This window comes from Roseococcus sp. GW821-FHT12F05 (assembly GCF_058806835.1).
Window position 1 is genome coordinate 82,661 of record NZ_JBXAQB010000012.1, and the last position, 19,608, is coordinate 102,268.

At 69.9% G+C, this 19,608-nt stretch carries 22 protein-coding genes; 13 read left to right on the forward strand and 9 right to left on the reverse strand.

All coding sequences use genetic code 11. The annotated features are described in order from the left end of the window. Positions 1-6: 6 nt before the first annotated feature. The gene (locus AC1ROY_RS24305) at positions 7-1,350 is read left to right on the forward strand and encodes an LLM class flavin-dependent oxidoreductase (RefSeq protein WP_493151488.1); all 1,344 of its coding nucleotides are present in this window, start codon (positions 7-9) and stop codon (positions 1,348-1,350) included. On the opposite strand, the gene AC1ROY_RS24310 is transcribed toward AC1ROY_RS24305, so the two are convergent. The 3 genes from AC1ROY_RS24310 to AC1ROY_RS24320 form a co-directional block, all read right to left on the reverse strand. After that, the gene (locus AC1ROY_RS24310) at positions 1,347-2,189 is read right to left on the reverse strand and encodes a LysR substrate-binding domain-containing protein (RefSeq protein ID WP_493151489.1); all 843 of its coding nucleotides are present in this window, start codon (positions 2,187-2,189) and stop codon (positions 1,347-1,349) included. The two genes, AC1ROY_RS24305 and AC1ROY_RS24310, sit on opposite strands and share 4 nt — an antisense overlap. Before the next feature lie 74 nt (positions 2,190-2,263). Continuing rightward, positions 2,264-3,037, reverse strand: a complete 774-nt coding sequence (locus AC1ROY_RS24315) for a DUF2076 domain-containing protein (protein ID WP_493151490.1) — start codon at positions 3,035-3,037, stop codon at positions 2,264-2,266. Between the two features lie 109 nt (positions 3,038-3,146). Then, entirely contained in the window at positions 3,147-3,557 is a 411-nt protein-coding gene (locus AC1ROY_RS24320) for a CoA-binding protein (protein ID WP_493151491.1), read from the reverse strand. Between the two features lie 53 nt (positions 3,558-3,610). Here AC1ROY_RS24320 and AC1ROY_RS24325 point away from each other — a divergent pair, with 53 nt between their 5' ends. After that, the gene (locus AC1ROY_RS24325; RefSeq protein ID WP_493151492.1) at positions 3,611-4,426 is read left to right on the forward strand and encodes a S49 family peptidase; all 816 of its coding nucleotides are present in this window, start codon (positions 3,611-3,613) and stop codon (positions 4,424-4,426) included. 5 nt (positions 4,427-4,431) lie between these two features. On the opposite strand, the gene AC1ROY_RS24330 is transcribed toward AC1ROY_RS24325, so the two are convergent. Both AC1ROY_RS24330 and AC1ROY_RS24335 read right to left on the reverse strand, forming a co-directional pair. Next, positions 4,432-4,842, reverse strand: a complete 411-nt coding sequence (locus tag AC1ROY_RS24330) for a ketosteroid isomerase-related protein (RefSeq protein ID WP_493151493.1) — start codon at positions 4,840-4,842, stop codon at positions 4,432-4,434. Beyond that, positions 4,839-5,510, reverse strand: coding sequence for an aspartate/glutamate racemase family protein (locus tag AC1ROY_RS24335; protein ID WP_493151494.1), 672 nt, complete (start codon positions 5,508-5,510; stop codon positions 4,839-4,841). Before AC1ROY_RS24335 ends, AC1ROY_RS24330 begins: the two co-directional genes overlap by 4 nt. A 70-nt stretch (positions 5,511-5,580) precedes the next feature. On the opposite strand from AC1ROY_RS24335, the gene AC1ROY_RS24340 reads away from it, so the two are divergent. The 3 genes from AC1ROY_RS24340 to mtnA all read left to right on the forward strand — a co-directional run bounded on the left by AC1ROY_RS24340 (position 5,581) and on the right by mtnA (position 7,748). Beyond that, a complete protein-coding gene (locus AC1ROY_RS24340) occupies positions 5,581-6,000 on the forward strand; it encodes a DUF983 domain-containing protein (protein WP_493151495.1) in 420 nt (139 codons plus the stop codon). A gap of 4 nt (positions 6,001-6,004) precedes the next feature. Continuing rightward, the gene (locus AC1ROY_RS24345; RefSeq protein ID WP_493151496.1) at positions 6,005-6,475 is read left to right on the forward strand and encodes a UPF0262 family protein; all 471 of its coding nucleotides are present in this window, start codon (positions 6,005-6,007) and stop codon (positions 6,473-6,475) included. A gap of 193 nt (positions 6,476-6,668) precedes the next feature. Beyond that, the gene (mtnA, locus tag AC1ROY_RS24350) at positions 6,669-7,748 is read left to right on the forward strand and encodes an S-methyl-5-thioribose-1-phosphate isomerase (protein WP_493151497.1); all 1,080 of its coding nucleotides are present in this window, start codon (positions 6,669-6,671) and stop codon (positions 7,746-7,748) included. 164 nt (positions 7,749-7,912) lie between these two features. Here the strand turns inward: mtnA and AC1ROY_RS24355 are convergent, their stop codons facing one another. Further along, on the reverse strand, positions 7,913-8,278 hold the full coding sequence (locus AC1ROY_RS24355) for a hypothetical protein (RefSeq protein WP_493151498.1): 366 nt from the start codon (positions 8,276-8,278) through the stop codon (positions 7,913-7,915). Between AC1ROY_RS24355 and AC1ROY_RS24360 the strand changes: the two genes are divergently transcribed. From AC1ROY_RS24360 to AC1ROY_RS24370, 3 genes are all read left to right on the forward strand, one after another. Further along, the gene (locus tag AC1ROY_RS24360; RefSeq protein WP_493151499.1) at positions 8,277-9,116 is read left to right on the forward strand and encodes a transporter substrate-binding domain-containing protein; all 840 of its coding nucleotides are present in this window, start codon (positions 8,277-8,279) and stop codon (positions 9,114-9,116) included. The genes AC1ROY_RS24355 and AC1ROY_RS24360 overlap by 2 nt on opposite strands. A 67-nt stretch (positions 9,117-9,183) precedes the next feature. After that, positions 9,184-9,864 carry an amino acid ABC transporter permease gene (locus AC1ROY_RS24365; RefSeq protein ID WP_493151500.1) on the forward strand — a complete coding sequence of 227 codons (681 nt, stop codon included), beginning with the start codon at positions 9,184-9,186 and terminating at the stop codon, positions 9,862-9,864. 4 nt (positions 9,865-9,868) lie between these two features. Further along, on the forward strand, positions 9,869-10,543 hold the full coding sequence (locus tag AC1ROY_RS24370; RefSeq protein WP_493151501.1) for an amino acid ABC transporter permease: 675 nt from the start codon (positions 9,869-9,871) through the stop codon (positions 10,541-10,543). Here AC1ROY_RS24370 and AC1ROY_RS24375 read toward each other — a convergent pair. The 3 genes from AC1ROY_RS24375 to AC1ROY_RS24385 are packed head-to-tail and all read right to left on the reverse strand — an operon-like array spanning position 10,530 to position 14,608. Then, entirely contained in the window at positions 10,530-11,384 is an 855-nt protein-coding gene (locus AC1ROY_RS24375; protein WP_493151502.1) for a MaoC family dehydratase, read from the reverse strand. The genes AC1ROY_RS24370 and AC1ROY_RS24375 overlap by 14 nt on opposite strands. Then, positions 11,381-13,489 (reverse strand): acetate--CoA ligase family protein, encoded by a 2,109-nt coding sequence (locus AC1ROY_RS24380; protein ID WP_493151503.1) that lies wholly within the window; start codon positions 13,487-13,489, stop codon positions 11,381-11,383. The genes AC1ROY_RS24375 and AC1ROY_RS24380 overlap by 4 nt, the downstream gene beginning before the upstream one ends. Positions 13,490-13,528: 39 nt before the next feature. Next, positions 13,529-14,608: a M20 family metallopeptidase gene (locus AC1ROY_RS24385; RefSeq protein WP_493151504.1), complete on the reverse strand. Its 1,080-nt coding sequence runs from the start codon at positions 14,606-14,608 to the stop codon at positions 13,529-13,531. A 135-nt stretch (positions 14,609-14,743) separates the two neighbouring features. Between AC1ROY_RS24385 and AC1ROY_RS24390 the strand changes: the two genes are divergently transcribed. From AC1ROY_RS24390 to AC1ROY_RS24410, 5 genes are read left to right on the forward strand one after another with little or no spacing between them, the layout of a single operon-like run. Beyond that, positions 14,744-15,775 (forward strand): pyridoxal-phosphate dependent enzyme, encoded by a 1,032-nt coding sequence (locus tag AC1ROY_RS24390; RefSeq protein WP_493151505.1) that lies wholly within the window; start codon positions 14,744-14,746, stop codon positions 15,773-15,775. Continuing rightward, positions 15,772-17,271, forward strand: a complete 1,500-nt coding sequence (locus AC1ROY_RS24395) for a M81 family metallopeptidase (protein ID WP_493151506.1) — start codon at positions 15,772-15,774, stop codon at positions 17,269-17,271. The genes AC1ROY_RS24390 and AC1ROY_RS24395 overlap by 4 nt, the downstream gene beginning before the upstream one ends. After that, the gene (locus tag AC1ROY_RS24400; protein ID WP_493151507.1) at positions 17,268-18,359 is read left to right on the forward strand and encodes an alanine racemase; all 1,092 of its coding nucleotides are present in this window, start codon (positions 17,268-17,270) and stop codon (positions 18,357-18,359) included. Before AC1ROY_RS24395 ends, AC1ROY_RS24400 begins: the two co-directional genes overlap by 4 nt. Then, positions 18,356-18,766, forward strand: a complete 411-nt coding sequence (locus AC1ROY_RS24405) for a 4Fe-4S dicluster domain-containing protein (RefSeq protein WP_493151508.1) — start codon at positions 18,356-18,358, stop codon at positions 18,764-18,766. Before AC1ROY_RS24400 ends, AC1ROY_RS24405 begins: the two co-directional genes overlap by 4 nt. After that, positions 18,763-19,596, forward strand: coding sequence for a heterodisulfide reductase-related iron-sulfur binding cluster (locus AC1ROY_RS24410; protein ID WP_493151509.1), 834 nt, complete (start codon positions 18,763-18,765; stop codon positions 19,594-19,596). Before AC1ROY_RS24405 ends, AC1ROY_RS24410 begins: the two co-directional genes overlap by 4 nt. The last annotated feature ends 12 nt before the right edge of the window (positions 19,597-19,608 follow it).

Genomic DNA, 19,608 nt, shown 5'->3' on the forward strand with positions numbered 1-19,608 from the left:
CGCCGCATGCCCCGCGAGATTCGCCTGAACGCCTTCGACATGGCCTGCGTCGGCCACATCCAGCAGGGGATGTGGACGCATCCGCGCGACACCAGCGCGGACTACAGGCGGATGGACCACTGGCTAGACCTCGCGCGGCTGCTGGAGCGCGGGCTGTTCGACGGGCTGTTCCTGGCCGATGTGCTCGGCATCTACGACGTGCTGGACGGCTCGGCCGATGCGGCGATCCGCAGCGCGGCGCAGGTGCCGCTGCTCGACCCGGCGATGGTCGTGCCTGCCATGGCCGCGGTGACGCGCGAGCTCGGCTTCGGCATCACCGCCAACCTCTCCTACGAGGCGCCCTATCTCTTCGCGCGGCGGATGAGCACGCTGGACCATCTGACCGGCGGCCGCATCGGCTGGAACGTCGTGACCGGCTACCTCGACAGCGCGGCGCGCGCGATGGGGCTGGAACGGCAGATGCGGCACGATGACCGCTACGACCTCGCCGAGGAATACATGGAGGTCGTCTACCGCCTCTGGGAAGAAAGCTGGGGCGAAGGCGCCGTGCTGCATGACCGCGTGGCCGGGCGCTATGCCGACCCCGCCGCCGTCCGGCGCATCCGGCACGAGGGCGCGCAATACCGGATCGACGCTTACCACCTCTGTGAGCCCTCACCGCAGCGCACGCCCGTGCTCTACCAAGCGGGCGCCTCGACGCGCGGCAAGGCCTTCGCAGCGCGGCATGCGGAATGCGTCTTCCTGAACGGCGGACCGGCGGCGGATGTGGCCCGTACAATCGCGGAGCTGCGCGCGCTGGCCGTGCCGCGCGAGCTGCGTGTCTTCGTCGGGGCCACGCTCGTCATGGGTCGAACCGAGGGCGAAGCCGAGGAAAAGCTCGCCGAATACCGCCGCCATTCCAGCGTCGAGGGTGCGCTGGCGCATGCGAGCGCCTCGCTCGGCATCGATTTCGGCCACTACGGCATGGACGAGCCCATCGAGGCCGGCCCGGGCAATGCCATCCAGTCCAATGTCGCGGCGATGCGGCGCGCAACAGGCCCGGCCTTCACCAAGCGCGGCCTCATCGACCAGTTCATCCTCGGCAGCCGCCAAAAGCCCATGGTGGGCAGTGTCGCTGACATCGCCGACCGGCTGATGGAATATGCCGAGGCCACCGGCGCCGACGGCTTCAACCTCTCGCGCACCGTCTTCCCCGAATGCCTGGGGGAGGTCGTGGACCAACTCGTCCCGGCGCTCCAGGAGCGCGGGGCCTACAAGCGCGCCTATGCGCCGGGCACCTACCGCGAAAAGCTCTTCAGCGGCGGGCCTCGGCTTGAAGCGCCGCATCCGGCCGCGGGCTTCCGGCGCTAACTCACCGCCCGCAGGTCGTTCAGCAGCGGCTCGACCAGCGGCGACTGGCCGGCGGCGTCGCCGAACAGGCACATCTCCGCGGTCCCGAGCGGCGGCAGGCCCTCCAGCTCCACCAGCCCATGCGGCAGGCCGGTGCGGCCGATCACCGTCGCCGCGAAGCCCGCCTGCGCCGCCGCCGCGATGCCCATCAGGCTCGGCGAGGTATAGACCACCTCGAAGCCGATCCCCGCACGGGCCAGCGAGGTCAGCGCGCGGTCGCGGAACATGCAGCCCTGCGGCAGCATCGCCAGCGGCAGCGGCCGATCGCGTGGAACCAGAAAGTCCGGCCCGGCGGCCCAGACCACCGCCTCGGTGAAGATGACGCGGCCCTCCGTCTCGCCGTCGCGGCGCTTGCCGAGCACGAGGTCCAGCTCCTCGCGCGCCAATGCCGCGCGCAGCTCGTGGCTGCGGCCCACCTCGACCTCGATGCGGACCTCGGGCCAGGTCCGGGCGAAGCGGGCCAGGGTCGGCGCCAGGTGCCGCGGCACGAAGTGGTCCGCGACGCCGAGGCGCAGCCGGCCCGAGACGGGCGGCGCCACGAATTGGCGCACGGCTTCCTCGTTCAGCGCCAGCATGCGGCGGGCATAGGCCAGCAGGGACTCGCCCTCGCGCGTCAGGGCGACCTGCTTGGCGCCGCGGGTGAAGACCGGCTTGCCCAGCAGATCCTCGAGCCGCTTCACTTTCAGGCTGATCGCCGATTGCGTGAGGCCGAGCGCCAGCCCCGCCGAGGTGAAGCCGCCGCGCTCGGCGACGGTGACAAAGCCGCGCAGCAGGTCGAGATCGAGGTCGGGGACACGCATCCGGTTCTTATCGGCCTCCGGACGTTCAAAAAAAAGGGCGGCCGAAGCCGCCCTTCCGGTCGAGCCGCTCAGGCTCAGGCCTGGTCGTCGTAGTCGCCGCCGCCGCCATCGTCATAGCCACCGGAGGCGTCGTCGTTGTAGCTCGCGTCGGTGGCACGGTTGTCCGTGTCGGCGCTGTCGTAGCCGGCGCCGCTGGCGTCCTGTGTGCCCCAGCCGGATGCCGCGGCCGCCGTGCCCGGATCGGTCCAGGCCGAGGAGGTCGGCACCGCCTCATTGGCGAAGCTGCCGGCGCCGGCCGCCGCGGTGCTCGCGGCGGCTGCCGCGCCATGGCTGCCGCTGAAAGCGTTCATCAGCATGTTGCCGACGACGAGGCCGCCGGCGACGCCCGCCGCCGTGGTCAGCGCGGTGCCGAGGAAGCCCGAGCCGCCGCCGCCCTGGATGGCCTGCGGGTTGTAGTTCGGCGGATACTGCGGCTGGGGCGGCGGCGGCATGGGCGCCGGGCGCGAGCCGCCGAGGCCGAAGAGGCCGCGGCTCTGCGCGGCCTGCGCCTGGCGGGTCGCGTTCTCCAGCTCCCATTCGAGCTGCTGGATGCGGTTCTGCGCCTCGACCAGCGCGTGCTCCTGCACGAAGGCGGTCTGGGTGATGCGGAACCGCGCCTCGGGGTAGCGGCTGAAGAGATCGGCGATGAGCGCGTCGGCCTCGGGCTCGACGGGCGGCAGCGGCGCCTGCTGCGGGCCGGTCTGCGGGACGCGCCCGCCCCAGGGACCGCTGGAGGCCGGTGCCGGCCGGGATGCGCCGGCGACGCGTGTCACATACTCCGTGATGATCCGGCGTTCTTCGTCAGTCATGGGATCCTTCCCTCCGAAAGGGCGATGCAGGCGGCCCCTCTCCGGGGCGAGACGTGGCCCGATTGGAAGCAGAATTCAAGAAGTGTGCAAACTGTAATCTTTTCTCAATCTATCCGATGCGCGCCGGCAGGCCGAGATGCCCCCATTCGATGGCCGGGCAGCGGTCCATGACCACCTCCACGCCCTTGGCGCGGGCGCGCTCGGCGGCGGGCTCGTTCACCACGCCGAGCTGCAGCCAGACGGCGCGCGCGCCGAGCGCCACGGCCTCGTCCATCACGCCGCCGGCGTCCTCGCTCCGGCGGAAGACGTCCACGAGGTCGAGCGGCGCGGCGTCGGCCAGCCGGCCCACCACCTTGCGGCCGTGGATCTCCTGGCCTTCCAGCGTCGGGTTCACGGGCGTCACGTCGTAGCCGCGGTCCAGCAGGAACTTCATCACGCCGTTGGAGGGCCGGTCCGGCCGGTCGGAGGCGCCGACCAGCGCGATGCGCTTCGTGGTGAGCAGCAGGTCCTTGATGTCCATTGCATTCCTCCTGGGGCTTGTGCCTCGGCGGCGAGCCCGCATGTCTTGCCGTCATGTGGTATCCCTTCCGTTCCCGCCCACCCCTCGTCGCGCTCGTCCGGCTGGAGGGGCTGATCGCCGCCCGGACCGGCCCCTTCGGCGGGCTGAACGCGGCGGGCTTGAACCCCGTCCTGGAGCGCGCCTTCGGGCTGAAGCGGCTATCGGCGGTCTTCCTGGCGATCAACTCGCCCGGGGGCTCGCCGGTGCAGTCCTCGCTGATCGCCCGCCGCATCCGGCAGCTCGCCGAGGAGAAGAAGGTGCCGGTGATCGCCGTCACCGAGGATGCGGCGGCCTCCGGCGGCTACTGGATCGCCTGTGCGGCCGACGAGATCATCGCCGACCCGGCCTCGATCCTCGGTTCCATCGGCGTGATCTCGGCCGGCTTCGGCTTCCAGGAGGCGATCGGGCGGCTCGGCATCGAGCGGCGCGTGCGGACGGCGGGGACGGAGAAGTCGCTCAACGATCCTTTCCGGCCGCAGACGCCGGAGGACACGGCCCGGCTGGAGGAGCTGCTCGCTCAGCTCCATATCGAGTTCAAGGACTGGGTGCGCTCCCGCCGCGGCGCGAAGTTCAAGGCGCCGGAGGAGGAGCTCTTCACCGGACGCTTCTGGATCGGCCGGCGCGCGATCGAGCTCGGCCTCTGCGACGGTCTGGGCGACGCGCAGGGTGAGGCGCGCCGCCGCTTCGGCGAGAAGGTGCGGGTGGTGACGATCGGCCCGCGCAAGCGGCGCTTCCCGATGAGCCTGCTGCCGGGTGCCGGCGCCATGCTGGCCTCGGGCGCCCTGGACGCGGCCGAGGAGCGCGCGGCCTGGGGGCGGCTGGGGCTGTAGGGGCGCTACTCCCGCAGCGGGATGCGCACCTGCGCCAGCCAGTTCTCCAGGTTGTAGTAGTTGGTCACCCGCGAGATCTTCCCCTCCCGGGTCGAGAAGAAGGCGCCGACCGGCAGTACATAGGTCTGCCCGTCCGCCCGCGGCAGCCCGGCATCGGCGGTGAGGTAGGTGCCGTGGACGGTGAACTCGGCGGCGGCGCGGTGGCCGTCCGGCGTCGCCATCACGACCAGATCCTCGATCCGCTCGCGGTAGCTGCGCTCCATCCGGGCGAGGAAGGCGCGGAAGGCCTCGATCCCGTGCTCGCGCCGGCCCTGGTTGATGTCGTGCGCGACGTCCTCGGTCAGGCAGTCCAGCATGCCCGCCCAGTCGCCCGCGTTGAAGGCCGCGTAGTAGCGGCGGATCAGCGCCTCGCTCACGTGGCGACCATCGACGGCACGCGGGCGCCCACCACGGCCAGGATCGCGGCCACGGCGGCCGCCTGGCAGGGCTCGATGATCGGCAGGCCGCTCGCCTCCGCCGCCACGCCCACATGCCCGGCCATGCCGGCGCAGCCGAGGACGATGACCTCGGCCCCCTGCGCCTTCAGCTCGCGCGCGGCCGCCGCGATGCGGGCCTGCGGCGCGACCGGATCGGTGAGGACCTCCATGGGCAGGTCCAGCGGGATCCAGGCGGCCATCTGCCCCTCGACTCCGAGGCTCTGCAGCGCCCGACGCTGCCGTGGCAGCGACTTCTGGGTGAAGCCGATGACGCCGAAGCGCTCGGCCCGGGTCAGCGCCGCCGTCACGGCGCAGCGGAACATGCCGAGCACCGGCCTGTCGGTTACGGTGCGCACCGCCTCCAGCCCGGGATCGCTGACGCAGCCGATGACATAGGCGTCCGCCGCCTCGCGCTCGACCTCGCGGCAGAGCGGCTCGGCCACGCCGAACCAGTCGCGCCAGGTGACGATGGCGGGCGGCCCGTCCGCGAGCCGTGTCACGTCGATGCGCGGCAGCCCGGGGGCGGCGAAGGGCGCGACGGCCTCGACAATCCCGTCGGTGCAGGAGCGCGAGGAATTGGGATTGATGATCAGGATACGGCCATGCATTCCGGGAGCATGGCAGAAGCCGCGTTTTCTTGCCATCTTAGGGGCCGCAACAGCATTAGTGCGGTGCACCATGCCCGATATCGCCCCCACCTCCTGGGAACCGGCCCGCCGGGTTCCCGAGCCCCTGTATGCCGCGCCGCCGCTGAAGACGGCGCTCTGGCGCGGGATCCGCAACCGCTGCCCCATCTGCGGCGAGGGCAAGGTGTTCAAGGGCTTCCTCCGCGTCGTGGACGAGTGCGAGAACTGCGGCGCGCCCCTCGGCACGCTCCGTGCGGACGATGCGCCGCCCTACTTCACCATCTTCATCGTGGGCCACCTCTTCATCCCGCCGGTCCTCATGATCGAGCGGCATTTCTCGCCGCCGATCTGGATCCAGATGGTGGTCTGGGTGCCGCTCTTCGCCATCGCCACGACCCTGCTGCTGCGCCCCGTCAAGGGCGCCACGGTCGGGCTGATGAGCCGCTTCGGTTTCACCCAGCCCGAAAGCTGAGGCCGTGGGCGAGCGCCGGCTGGTCCGGATCGAGCTGCCGGACGCCCCGCCTCCGCCTTCCGCTTATGCCGAGGCCGACCGGCGCCAGGCCATCGACGACCTGCTGCGCGGCAACAGCTTCGATCCCGTGGGGCTGGGCGCCGGCCCCTTCGTGCTGCACCTCATGGTGCGCGAGGGGCGCCTCATTCTCGACATCCGCGATGCCGAAGATCGGCCGCTGCGCGCCATCATCCTGGTGCTCGGGCCCTTCCGCCGGCTCATCAAGGACTATCTGATGCTGGTCGCGAACCATGAGGAGGCCGTGATGTCGGGTGCGATGGACGCCCGGGTCCAGGCCATCGACATGGGCCGGCGCGGACTGCACAACGAGGCGGCGGAGCTGCTGACGATGCGGCTCGAAGGCCGGATCGCCGTGGATTTCGAGACGGCGCGGCGCCTCTTCACCCTGATCGCGGCGCTGCACCAGAGGGTTTAAGCTTTGGTGACAGACCTTTCCCTGGGCGGCGCCTCAACGCAGTATCCGGCCACGGTCGTGTTCGCCTTCGCTGGCGAACGCGCCAGCTACGGGGCGGCCGGCGCCGCCCACTCCACTTCCCAGCCGGGCACACGCGTGGCGCGGCGAAGCCAAGCGCGCGGAGCGCGCGCCCGGCGTTTGAGGGCATGAAAATATGAAGATCGACGGCGTCTCCTACCGCAGCGTCTGGCTGGATACCGACGGCTGGTCGGTGAATATCTTTGACCAGACGAAGCTGCCCTGGCAGGTCGAGGTGATCCGCCTCACCGGCTGGGAGCAGGCCGCCCACGCCATCCGCTCCATGCAGGTGCGCGGCGCGCCGCTGATCGGCGCCGTCGCGGCCTATGGCGGGGCGCTGGCCATGCGCGAGGATCCCGCGAAGCTCGACGAGATCCTGGAGGCGCTGAACGAGACGCGCCCGACCGCGATCAACCTGCGCTGGGCGCTCGATCGCCAGCGGGCCAAGCTGCACAACCTGCCGCTGGAAGCCCGCGCCGCCGAGGCCTATGCCGAGGCCGCCCGCATCGCCGACGACGACGCCGAGACCTGCCGCCGCATCGGCGAGAACGGCCTGCCCCTGCTCAGCGCGATCGCCGAGAAGAAGGGGCGGGTGAACGTGCTCACCCATTGCAACGCCGGCTGGCTTGCGACGGTGGACTGGGGCACGGCGCTCTCGCCCATCTACCAGGCGCATGACGCCGGCATCGACGTGAAGGTCTGGGTGGACGAGACGCGCCCGCGCAACCAGGGCGCGGCGCTGACGGCCTTCGAGCTCGGCGCGCATGGCGTGAAGCACACGGTGATCGCCGACAATGCCGGCGGCCACTACATGCAGCACGGCGAGGTCGACATCGTCATCGTTGGCACCGACCGCGTGACGCGCACCGGCGACGTGGCCAACAAGATCGGCACCTACCTCAAGGCGCTGGCCGCCAGGGACAACGGCGTGCCCTTCTGGGTCGCGCTGCCGCATTCCACGCTCGACATGCGCGTGCGCGACGGCGTCGCGGAAATCCCCATCGAGGAGCGCAGCGGCGCCGAGGTGACGGACATGACCGGCCGCACCGCCGATGGCCGGATCGAGACGGTGCGCGTGGTCTCTGCCGGCAGCCCGGCCGCGAACCCGGCCTTCGACGTGACGCCGGCGCGGTTGGTGACCGGCCTCATCACCGAGCGCGGCCGCTGCGCGGCGACCGAGCAGGCGTTGCTGGAACTCTATCCCGAGAAAAGGTGAGCCCGCCTGGGAATTCCGGCGGCGGAGGATCCGCGAGGGATTTTTCGTGCCCGGAACGCGCCGGACGCCGTCGATGCTGGTGGCATCGACAAGTCCGGTAACGCGCCGGGCGCGGAAGAGACCCGCGGAGCCGACGCGCCGGAATTCCCAGGCGGGCTCAGGCCTCAGCCGAGCCGGTGGATGTCCGTCCGGCCGCGCTCCAGGAACTGCAGGCCGAGGACGATGAGTACGCCGCCCGCCGCCGCCGCGATGGCGGCGAAGCCCGGCGCGACTCGGCCGGGCGCCATGCCGTCGGTCAGCAGGATGCCCACGACGCCCAAAATCAGGGCGAGGCCGAAGAGGACAAGGCTGAAACCGAAGCGCTGCATGGTGGTGATCTCCTGAGCCTCCTTTTGTCGGAGCGTCCGGGCGGCAAGACGGAAGAAGCAGGGCATTTTCAAGGCAGTGCTGCCCGCAGCGCAGGCAAGTTGCGTCCCGCCGCGAAGCCATGGAAGCTTGTTGCGTCGAGTTCCAGGGAAGATCCGCCTCATGCGACGCCTCCTCCTCGCCGCAGTCCTTGCGGCCGTGGCTTCCGTGCCTGCCCTTGCGCAGACCCAGCCGCCGCTGCGTTGCGCGGTGGACGGCACCTTCGCCCCACACGCGTTCCCCTCGCTGCAGGGCGGCGTGCAGGGCTTCCAGATCGACCTCTTCCGCGAGGTGGCGCGCCGCATGGGCCGCGAGATCGTGATCGACAGCGCCAGCTTCTCCGGCCTCATCCCCGCGCTCAATGCCGGCCGCTACGACTTCCTCTGCGCCCCCACCACGGTGACGCCCGAGCGCGCCCAGAGCCTGCTCTTCACCGAGGGCTACCTCTGGACCGAGCTGCAATTCGGCATCCGCCGCGGCACGCCGCCCATCCGCTCGGAGGAGGATCTGCGCGGCAAGACCATCAGCGTGAACAAGGGCACGCCCTACGAATCCTGGGTGCGCAACAATGCCGAGCGCCTGAACCTGACGCTCATGGCTTTCGACACGCAGCCCGACGCGGTGCAGGCCGTCATCCAGGGCCGGGCCTATGCCAACCTCTCCGGCAACACCGTGATCCGCTACAGCGCGAGCCGCACGCCGCAATACATCGCCGACTACGTGCTGCCGGGCACGCGCTTCCACTGGGGCACGCCCTTCCGGCTGGACTCCGGCGCGATGCGCAACCAGGTCGAGGACGTGCTGACCTGCATGAAGCGCGACGGCACCGTCGCGCGGCTGAGCGAGAAATGGTTCGGCAGCCGGCCGGGACCGGATCAGGCGGAGGTGATGGAATTCCCGGGCTACGGGCCGCCGGACCTGCCGGGCTACGATCCCACGCCGCAGAATCCGACTTGCGGGTGACGGGCTGCGAGGGGCTCTGCCCCTCGCGCTCCCCGCCAGGGAACTCGTTCCCTGGACCCTCATTCCTATGAGCAATTGGGACAGGTTCACCGACAGCTTCTTCAATGCGCGCGTGGGCTGGGAGTACGCGCCGAAGATTCTGGACGGGTTATGGCTGACCATCCTGCTCGCGGGCTGCATCATCGTGACAGGCATCGCGGTCGGGCTGATCCTGGCGGTCGTCCGCGCGATGGGCATCCGGCCGCTGAACTGGCTCATCATCTTCACGGTGGACCTGTTCCGGGCGCTGCCGCCGCTGGTCATCATCGTGCTGCTCTTCTTCGGGCTGCCGGCCGCTGGCATCAACATGTCCGGCTTCGTCGCGGCCTGGCTGGCACTCTCGCTGGTGCTGATGGCCTTCGCCGAGGAGATCTTCTGGGCCGGCATCACCGCCGTGCCGCCGGGGCAATGGGAGGCCTCGCGCAGCCTGGGCCTGCCCTATCTCGTCACCTTCGGGCTGATCATCTTGCCCCAGGCCGTCCGCATGGTGATCCCGCCACTGGTGAACCGCACCATCGCCATCACCAAGGGCACGGCGTTGGCCTCGGTGGTGGCGGTGCCCGACATCCTCGGCGCCGCGCAGGCCGGCGTCTCCTTCTCCTTCAACCCGACGCCGCTGACCCTGGGCGCCGTGGCCTACCTGATCCTCTTCCTGCCCGTGGTGATCCTCGGCCGCTGGGTCGAGACGCGCTTCGCGTGGAAGCGCTGACGCCATGGACGATTTCATCGAGGCCTTCTTCAACTTCGGTATCCTGGCCGAAGCCTGGCCCATCCTGCTCGACGGCCTGCTCCAGACGCTGCTGCTCTCGGCGCTGGTCGTGCCGCTCGGCATCCTTGGCGGGCTGATCCTGGCCTTGCTCTCGACGGCCCGGACCCGGTGGATCCGCTGGCCGCTGACGGCCTGGGTGGATATCTTCCGGGCGCTGCCGCCGCTGGTGCTCCTGATCTTCATCTATGCCGGCCTGCCCTTCGCGGGCTTCGAGGTCTCGGCCTTCACCGCCGTCGCGATCGGCTTCTTCCTCAACACCGGCGCCTATTACGGCGAGATCATGCGTGCCGGCATCGAGAGCGTGCCGGCCGGGCAGATGGAAGCGGCGCGCTCGCTCGGCCTCTCCCGCGCGCAGGGGATGCGGCTGGTGGTGCTGCCGCAGGCCTTCCGCAACGTGCTGCCGGACCTGATCTCCAACACGCTGGAGGTGGTGAAGCTGACCTCCATCGCCGCCGTGGTGGCGCTGCCCGAGCTGCTCTTCCAGGCCCGCCAGGCACAGAGCGTGACCTTCAACGCGACGCCGATCATGGCGGCCGCGGTGGCTTACTTCATCCTGCTCTGGCCGGTCGTGCGGCTGCTCTCGAAGCTGGAGAACCGGCAGCTGGCTAAGCGAGCCTGAACAGACCGTTGCTCACCACGACCACATCGCGCTCCACGACGCGCGCCCGGAAGGACGCGCCCCCCGCCTCGCGCCAGATCTCCGTGCGGATGGTCTCGCCCGGATAGACCGGCGAGGAGAAGCGCAGATCCATCCGTCCGAAGCGCGCCGGATCGTAGTCGCAGAGCTCGCGCATGAGCGCGTGGCACACCACGCCGAAGGTGCAGAGCCCGTGCAGGATGGGCGCCTTGAACCCGGCGGCGCTCGCTACGCCAGGATCGATATGCAGCGGATTATGGTCGCCGTTGAGGCGGTAATAGGCCGCCTGCTCCGGGCGCGTCGGCAGGTCGAGCGTGATGTCCGGCGTGCCGGTCGCCTCCGGATGCGGCGCCTTCACCGGGCCTGGCTGGCCGCCGAAGCCGCCGTCGCCGCGGGCGAAGGTGGTCTGCTCCAGCGTGGCCAGCTTCTCGCCCGTCACCGCGTCCACCACGACGCGCTCGGAATAGATCATCGCGCCCTTGCCGGGGCCGCGGTCCACGATGCCGGTGACCTTGGTCGTGCCGACAATCTCGCCGGAGGCGGGCAGGGGCTTGTGCAGGACCAGCGATTGCTCGCCATGCACCACCTTCACCCAGTCCACGCCGGTGGCCGGATCCTTTACCCAGAAGCCGGGATAGCCCAGCACCACGGCCATGGAGGGCATGGCGCGCAGGTTCGGCTCGTAGGTGAAGGGAAGCTGGCGCAGGTCCAGCGGGTCCTGACCCAGGCCGACGGACAGGTTGTACAGCGCCACGTCCTGCCAGCGGATCGTCGTGCGGATCTCCGGGATTGGATAGGCGAGAAGCTTCTCCTCGACGATCACTTGGCGGCCTCCACCTGCGAAATCTCCAGCACGGCGTCGGCGGCATAGGCGCCTTCGCCCTCGGGCAGCACCAGCAGCGGGTTGATGTCGATGGAGGCGAGCTGCGGGCCCGCCGCCGCGGCGAAGGTGGAGAGGTTCGCCAGGGCCTGCGCCAGCGCTTTCACGTCGGCCTTCTTCCGGCCCCTGATCCCGTCGAGCAGCGGAAAGCCCTTCAGGCCCCGGATCATCGCCTCGGCCTCGTCGGCATCGAAGGGGCAGCGCCGAAAAGTCACGTCCTTCAGCACCTCGATGAAGATGCCGCCCAGCCCGACCATGGCGACCGGCCCGAAGACGGGGTCGCGCACCATGCCCAGCGCCATCTCCACCGCGCCCTTGATCTGCTTGGCGACCAGCACGCCCTCCAGCCGCGCGCTGGGCGCGCGCCTGGCGGCGCGCTCCATCAGCGTCGCATAGCCCTCGCGGATGGCGGCCTCGCTCTCGATGTCGAGCAGCACGCCGCCGATCTCACTCTTGTGCAGGATGTCCGGGCTCAGGATCTTCAGCACGACCGGGAAGCCGAACTCCTTCGCGGCGGCCAGCGCGGCGTCCACATCGGCGCAGGCGCGCTCCGGCACCGCGGGCACGCCGGCGGCGGAGAGGATGCGCTTGCTCTCGGCCTCCGAGGGCGTGTGCGTGGGCAGCGTGACCTTCGGCAGCAGCCCGGCCACCGTCTCCGCCTTCGCGAAGGCGTCGCCGAAGCGGCCCAGCGCATGCAGCGCGTTCACCGCTCGGGTCGGATCCTCGAAGACGAGGAAGCCGTCCGCCTCCCATTCGCGCACCATGTCCGGCGGCGCGATGATGGAGAGCGCCCAGAGCCGGTCCGGATGCTCGTCCATCACGGCCTTGAGCTGCGCGCGGATCTTCGGCGCCACGGTGCGCGAGCCGCCCACCTGCGAGAAGAAGATCAGGCAGGATCTGTAGCCGCCATCCACCGCCATGCTGCGCGTGAACTCGCCGACCATCTCGATCTGGTTGATGGCCTGGGCGGTACAGTCCACCGGGTTCCGCGGCGCGCAGAAGGAGATGAGGCTGCGCAGGCGGTCCTGCGCGGCCTGGGGCATGGCGGGCATCGGGAAGCCCACCGCATCCGCCGCATCCGAGATAAGCACGCCGGCGCCGCCGGAGACCGTCATCACGCCCAGCGTGTTGTTCGCGGGATAGATGCGCTTGGTCGCGGCATAGGCGATGTCCAGCAGCTCCTCCGTGTTGCGTGCGCGGACCACGCCGAATTCCTGCAGCACGGCATCCGTGATGGCGTCGTCGCCGGCGATCGAGGCGGTGTGCGACTGGGCGGCGGCGCCGCCGAGCTCGCTCCGGCCCACCTTCATCATCACGATGGGTTTTCTGTTCGCGCGCGCCAGCTGAAGCGCGGCCAGGAATTTCTCGCTCTCGCGGATGCCCTCCGCATAGGCGCAGATCACGTCGATCTCGGGCGACTGCGCCATCCAGCCCAGCACGTCGCCCAGCGCGACCTCGCCCTCGTTGCCCGTGGTGACGACGATGTTCGCGCCGATGTTCCTGTCACGCGCCAGCGAGAAGAGGTGGGTGCCGTAGGCGCCGGACTGGCTGGCGATGCCGATGCGCCCGCCCGCCACGGGCCAGCCGCTGTCGAAGGAGGCGGTGAAGGTCGGATAGAAGCCGATGGAATCGTTGAACAGGCCCAGGCAGTTCGGCCCGAGCAGCCGCATGCCGTGCTTCTTCGCCATGGCCACCAGGCGGTCCTGCGCGGCGGCGCCGGCCTCGTCCACCTCGGCGAAGCCGGCGGTGAAGACGATGGCGGCCTTGCAGCCCTTTTGCCCCAGTGCGTCGATGGCCTCGATCGCCGACTCGCCCGGCACGGCGACGATGCCGACATCCGGCACCGCCGGCAGGCTCGCCACGTCCGGATAGGCCTGGATGCCCTGCACCGTCGGGCGCTTCGGATTGACCGGGTAAATGATCCCCCGAAATCCGCGCTGCGTCATGTAGGAGATGGGGCGGCCGCCGATGCGGGTCGGCTCGTCGGAGGCGCCGATGATCGCGATCGAGCGCGGGCTGATCAGCGGATCGAGCGAAGAGAAGTCCATGTTGATTTCGTTTCCTCCGAGAGCCGACCGAGCGGTCGGTCAGGCCTGCAGCATCCTTTGGAAGATCGTGACGGCCTGCGCAAGCTCCGCCACCGCCACCTGCTCGCGCGGCGTATGGGCGTATTCGATGCTGCCCGGGCCGAGCACGACGCAGGGCGCCACGACCTGGAGTTCGGAGGCGTCGGTGCCGTAGGGCGCGGTGCGCGGCGGCTGGCCGGTGACCTGGGATGCCAGCTGGATCAGCGGATGGTCCACCGGCAGCTCGGGCGGGCGGCCCTCGCGCATCTCCTCCAGCGTGAGGCCGTTGGCCTTGGCGGATTCCCGCATGGCGGCCACCACGGGCGTCGGGTCGATGCGGTGGCTGTAGCGGAATTTGATGCGCGCCGTGGCCTTCGCCGCCGTCACGTTCACGGCGGTGCCGTGGTTGTCGATGACGAGGTTGAAGTCGCTGAAGGGCGGGTCGTAGGCCGGATCCTGCAGCGAGGTGTCGTTGCGCAGCCGCTCGAACATCGCCTTCACCTCGACCAGGAAGGGGATCAGCGCCCAATTGGCGTTCAGCCCCTTGCCGGTGGAGGAGTGCGCCTGCACACCCTCGGCCGTCGCGGTGAAGGCGATATGCGCGCGATGGCCGCGGACGGGGATGAGGCTGGTCGGCTCGGCGACGATGGTGCCGCGCAGCCCGGCGCGCTTCGCCAGCTTCGAATGCTCGGCGATGGTGCGGGCGCCCTGCTTGGTCGTCTCCTCGTCGGTGGTGATGAGCAGCGTGGCGCGCGGGCTGGCCTTGGCGGCCATGATGCAGGAGGCGACATTGGCCTTCATGTCCACCGAGCCGAGCCCGTGCAGGATGCCGTCCGCGATGCGGCCGCTCCAGGGATCCTCGGTCCAGCCGGTATCGGGCACCGTGTCCATGTGGCCGGAGAGGGCCAGGCCGCCCGGCCCGCCACGATGCGCGACGAGGCAGCGCTTCGCCACGCCGGCGCCGTCCGTGTAGTCGAGCCGCTCGATCTCGAAACCTTCCAGCTCCGCTTCGATTCGGTCGGCGACGGGGATGTTGGAGAGGGGGCTACGGCTGTCGATCCGCACCAGATCGACGGCGAGACGAACGAGGTCATTTTCCATGGTCGCGCAGGCTTGCCCGAAGCGGGCGCGCGCGCAACCCTGGCCGGCATGGCTTCCTACATCGATCCGCGCTCCGGGCGCAGCTATCCTCTTGAAATCCCACGCTGGTGCGGTGATGACGGCGCGCCACTGCTGGTGAGCGATCTGCCGGGAATCAGCCGGGACGACATCGCGGGCGGCATTCGCAGCATCTGGCGCTACGCCGCCGCGCTGCCCTTCCTGCCGGCGCAGCCCATCACCATGGGGGAGGGCTGCACGCCGCTGGTGGAGCATGACCTCGGCGGGGCGACCGCGCTGCTGAAATGCGAGTGGTTCATGCCGACCGGCAGCTTCAAGGATCGCGGCGCCTCGGTGATGCTGTCCCTCCTGCGCGAGCAGGGGATTTCCGCCGTGCTGGAGGACAGCTCCGGCAACGGCGGCGCGGCGGTGTCCGCCTATGCGGCGGCGGGCGGCATGGCGGCGACGATCTTCGTCCCCGCCAGCACCAGCGCCGCCAAGACGGTGCAGAGCCGCGCGGTCGGCGCTTCCATCACGCTGGTTCCCGGCTCGCGCCAGGATTGCGCGGATGCCGCCGAGCGCGAGGCGGAAAACATCTTCTACGCGAGCCATAACTGGCAGGCCTTCTTCCTCCAGGGCACCAAGACGCTGGCCTATGAGCTCTGGGAGGATCTCGGGTTCGTTGCGCCGGACAATGTGATCGTCCCCTGCGGCGCGGGCTCCAACGTGCTGGGCGCCTACATCGGTTTTTCGGAACTCCTGCGGGCGGGACAGATCAAGAAGCTTCCGCGTATCTTCGCGGCCCAGCCGGCGAATTGCGCGCCCATCGCGCGGGCGGCGCTGGGGCTCGATCCCGTCGAGGCTAAGCCCACCATCGCCGAGGGCACCGCCATCTCCAAGCCGCTGCGCACGGCCGAATGCCTCCGGGCCATGCGCGAGAGCGGCGGCGGCGCGGTGATGCTGAGCGAGGAGGAGATCGCCGCGGCCGCGCTGAGCCTCGCCAGGAAGGGCGTCTATGTGGAACCGACCTCGGCCCAGGCGGCGGCGGCCGTGCCCAAGCTCATCGCCTCCGGCAAGATTGCGGCGCGCGAGACGACGGTCGCGGTGCTGACCGGCACCGGCATCAAGTCCACGCCGCGCTACGCCGAGATGCTGGGGGTCGCGATATGAAGAACCCGCGCATCGCGCTGCTGGGCTTCTCCATCGAGTGCAACCGCTTCGCGCCGATCGCGACGGAAGCCGACTTCGCCTATCGCTGCCTGCTGCGCGGCGAGGCCGTCGTCACCGACGCGCGCAGCGCCTCGCCCCAGGCGCTCGGCGAGATGCCGGGCTTCGTCACCGACATGGACGCGGCCGGCCCCTGGGTGCCGCATCCGATCCTGCTCGCCATGGCCGAGCCCAACGGGCCGGTGGACCATGCCTTCTTCGAGAAGCTCATGGCCGAGTGGCAGGCCGGGCTGCGGCTGTTGCGCGGCCAGGTGGATGGCGTCTTCTGCGTGATGCACGGCGCCGGGCTGACGACGGTGCTCGACGATCCGGAGGGTGCCGTGCAGGCACTCGTCCGCGCCGAGCTGGGCGAGATCCCCTTCATCTGCAGCTACGACCTGCACGCCAATGTCTCCGACGTCAATGTCGCGCTGAATGACGCCTATGTCGGCTACCTCACCAACCCGCACATGGACATGCGCGAGCGCGGTGCCGAAAGCGCGCAGCTCATGCGCCGCCTGCTGGCCGGCGAGCGGTTCTTCCGCGCGCATCGCCGCCTGCCGATCGTGGCGCCCACGGTCTCGCTGCTGACGGCGCAGGGGCCCTATGCCGAGGTCATCAACCTCGGCCAGGAGGGCAGGGCCGCCGATCCGCGCATCGCCAACGTCTCCGTCATGGCCGGCTTCGCCTATGGCGACACGCCCTTCAACGGCATGACGGCCATCGTGACGGCCACCCACCAGGGCGCCGCCGACCGCCTCGCCGACGAGCTGGCCGACGCCGCCTGGGCGCGGCGCGATCGCTTCGTGGCGCGCCTCACCAGCCTGGAAGAGGCAACCGAGCGCGCCCTGACCAGCGCGACCCCGCTCGCCTTCGCCGATGTCGCCGACAATCCCGGCGGCGGCGGAAGCGGCAACACGATGTGGCTGCTGGAATCCTTCCATCGCGCCGGCGTGCAGGGCGCCGTCTTCGGCGTGATCCACGATCCGGCGCTGGCCGCCGAGGCGCACGGGCTTGGCGTCGGAAAGACCTTCGAGGCCCGCTTCAACCGCGCCGCCGAGCAGGACCCCTTCCGCCGCCCCTTCGCCGCCGAGGCCAAGGTGATGGCGCTCTCCGACGGCAAGGTCACGGGACGACGCGGCATCTTCGCTGGCACCGCCATGCAGCTCGGTGAGACGGCCTGGATCCAGATCGGCGGCATCTCCGTCGTCGTTATCAGCCAACGTACGCAATGCGCCGACCCTGCCTTCCTCGAGCATCTCGGCATCGACGTGGGCAAGGCCCGCGCCGTGGTGGTGAAGTCGCGTGGCCATTTCCGCGGCGGCTTCGACGAGTTCTTCAAGCACGAGCAGATCGTCGAGGTGGATGCGCCCGGCCTGACCTCGCCCATCCTCACGCGCTTCGACTGGAAAAAGCTGCCCCGGCCCGTATTGCCGATCGACCAGGACACCTCTCGATGACTCTCGACGACATCCAAACCCCGGCCCTGGTGCTCGACCTCGGCGTGCTGAAGCGCAACCTGAAGCTCATGACGGACGCGCTGGCGCGCCACCCCGGCGTGGTGCTGCGCCCGCACATGAAAACAGCGAAGTCCATCGAGGTCGCGAAGCTGGCGGCGCCGGATTTCGGGCCGATCACCGTGTCGACGCTAGCGGAGGCCGAGTATTTTGCGAAGGCCGGCTGGATCGACCAGATCTATGCGGTCGGCATCACGCCGCAGAAGCTGGAGCGCGTCGCAGCCCTGAACGCCGAGGGCGCCCGCATCAAGATCATCACCGACGACGTGGAGATGGCGGAGAAGATCGCCGCGCATCCCGGCCTGCTCGCCGCGCTGGTCGAGGTGGACAGCGGCGAGCATCGCGGCGGCATCGTCCCCGAGGGTGCCATGGCTGTGGCGAAAGCCTTGGGCAAGAAGATGCTGGGCACCTTCACCCATGGCGGCCACTCCTATGCCGGCCGCAGCGAGGCCCAGATGGCCGAGGTCGCTGAGGCCGAGCGCAAGGCCGTCGCCGACACCGCCCAGGCCATGCGCGAGGCCGGACTGAAGGTGAAGATCACCTCCATGGGCTCCTCGCCCACGGCGCTCTACGCGAAGAGCCTGGAGGGCGTCACCGAGGTCCGCGCCGGCGTCTACATGTTCGGCGACCTCTTCCAGGGCCAGATCGGCACGCATCCGCTGCAGGATATCGCCGTGACCGTGCTGGCCAGCGTCATCGGCAAGCGGCCCGATCGCGGCACGATCCTGCTGGACGCCGGCGGCCTCGCCATGAGCAAGGACCGCAGCACCGAGGCCACGCCCAAGGATTTCGGCTTCGGCCTGATGCTCGATATCGATGGCCAACCGAGCTTCGGCGATGCCATCATGCGCCGCGCCTATCAGGAGCATGGCGAGGTGCTGGTCCCCGGCAACGCCTCCTTCCGGATCGGCGACAAGGTGCGGGTCGCGCCGAACCACACCTGCATGACCGTCGCCGCCCACACGCAGTACCATGTGGTGGATGGCGGTCGAGAGGTGATCGGCGTGTGGGACAGGGTGAACCACTGGTGACAGCGCGACACGCCGATCTGGCCGGGCTGCGGGAGAGCGAGACGGCACGGATGCTCGCCGCCTGCTCGCAATGCGGCGCATGCTTCGAGGCCTGCCCGATGGTGCCCTACGCGCCTGATGCGAAGGGCGCGGACAAGTCCGAGGTCGTGCGCGGCGTGCTCGACGTGCTGACCGGCGGGCAGGGCGATGCCGCCTCCCGCAACTGGATCGCCGTCTGCACGCGGAGCGCGAGCTGCAATGAGGCCTGCCCCGAGGCCGTCAATCCGATGCTGATGCTGCGCCTCGCCAAATGGCGCGCCAACGAGACCGGCGCCCTGCCCAAGCGCGACGCGGCGGAAACGATGTCGCGCGTGAAGGTCTTCGCGCGGCTTTCCTTCTCCGAGGACGAGCAGAGGGACTGGCTATGACCCAGAAAAGCGTCTTCTGGTACGGCTGCAACATGACGCGACACGGCGAGATCATCCGCCTGAGCGAGCGCATCCTCCAGGCCGTCGGCGTCGAGGCCGCGCCGGTCGGTGGGCCATCGGCCTGCTGCGGCAGCCCCAAGGAGAGCACGCCGAAGATCGCCGAGGGCATGGGCAACCGCACCATGAAGACCTTCAACGAGAGCGGCGCGCCCCGGGTCATCACCTGGTGCCCCTCCTGCCACATGAATCTCGACGACTTCATGGGGCAGACCAACGAGCAGAAGTTCGACAGCCGGCACCTTTGCGAGGCGCTCCACGAGCGGCGCGACCGGCTGGCGCCGCTGCTGGCGCATCCGGTGAAGGCGCGCTTCTTCGTCGACCGCCATGTGGGCTTCAACGGCCGCGTGCCGGTGAACGAGATCATCCCGGAACTGCTGAGCATGATTCCCGGCGCCAGCTTCGCCGACCATGCCTACCGCGCGCCGAGCTACATGTGCTTCGGCCTCGCCCCGATTCCAGGCGCCCTGGCCGATGCCCAACGCGCCACCCTGGCCGCGATGCGCGAGACGGGCGCGGACACGCTCATCACCATCTTCCACTCCTGCCATCGCGAGATGATCGGGCTGGAGCGGGACCACGGCATCCGCGTGGTGAACTGGGTCCATCTGCTCGCCGAGGCGATGGGGATCCCCTACGAGGACGAGTATAAGGCCTGGCGCAACGCCGAGGATCCGCTGGCGGCCATCGGCCCCGAGCGTGTGGCCGCGGCCGGCGAGGTGGCGGTCCAGAAGCTGGTGGTGCCGGAGCTGACGCGGCCGCGGCTGGTCTGAGCGCGGCTCGCC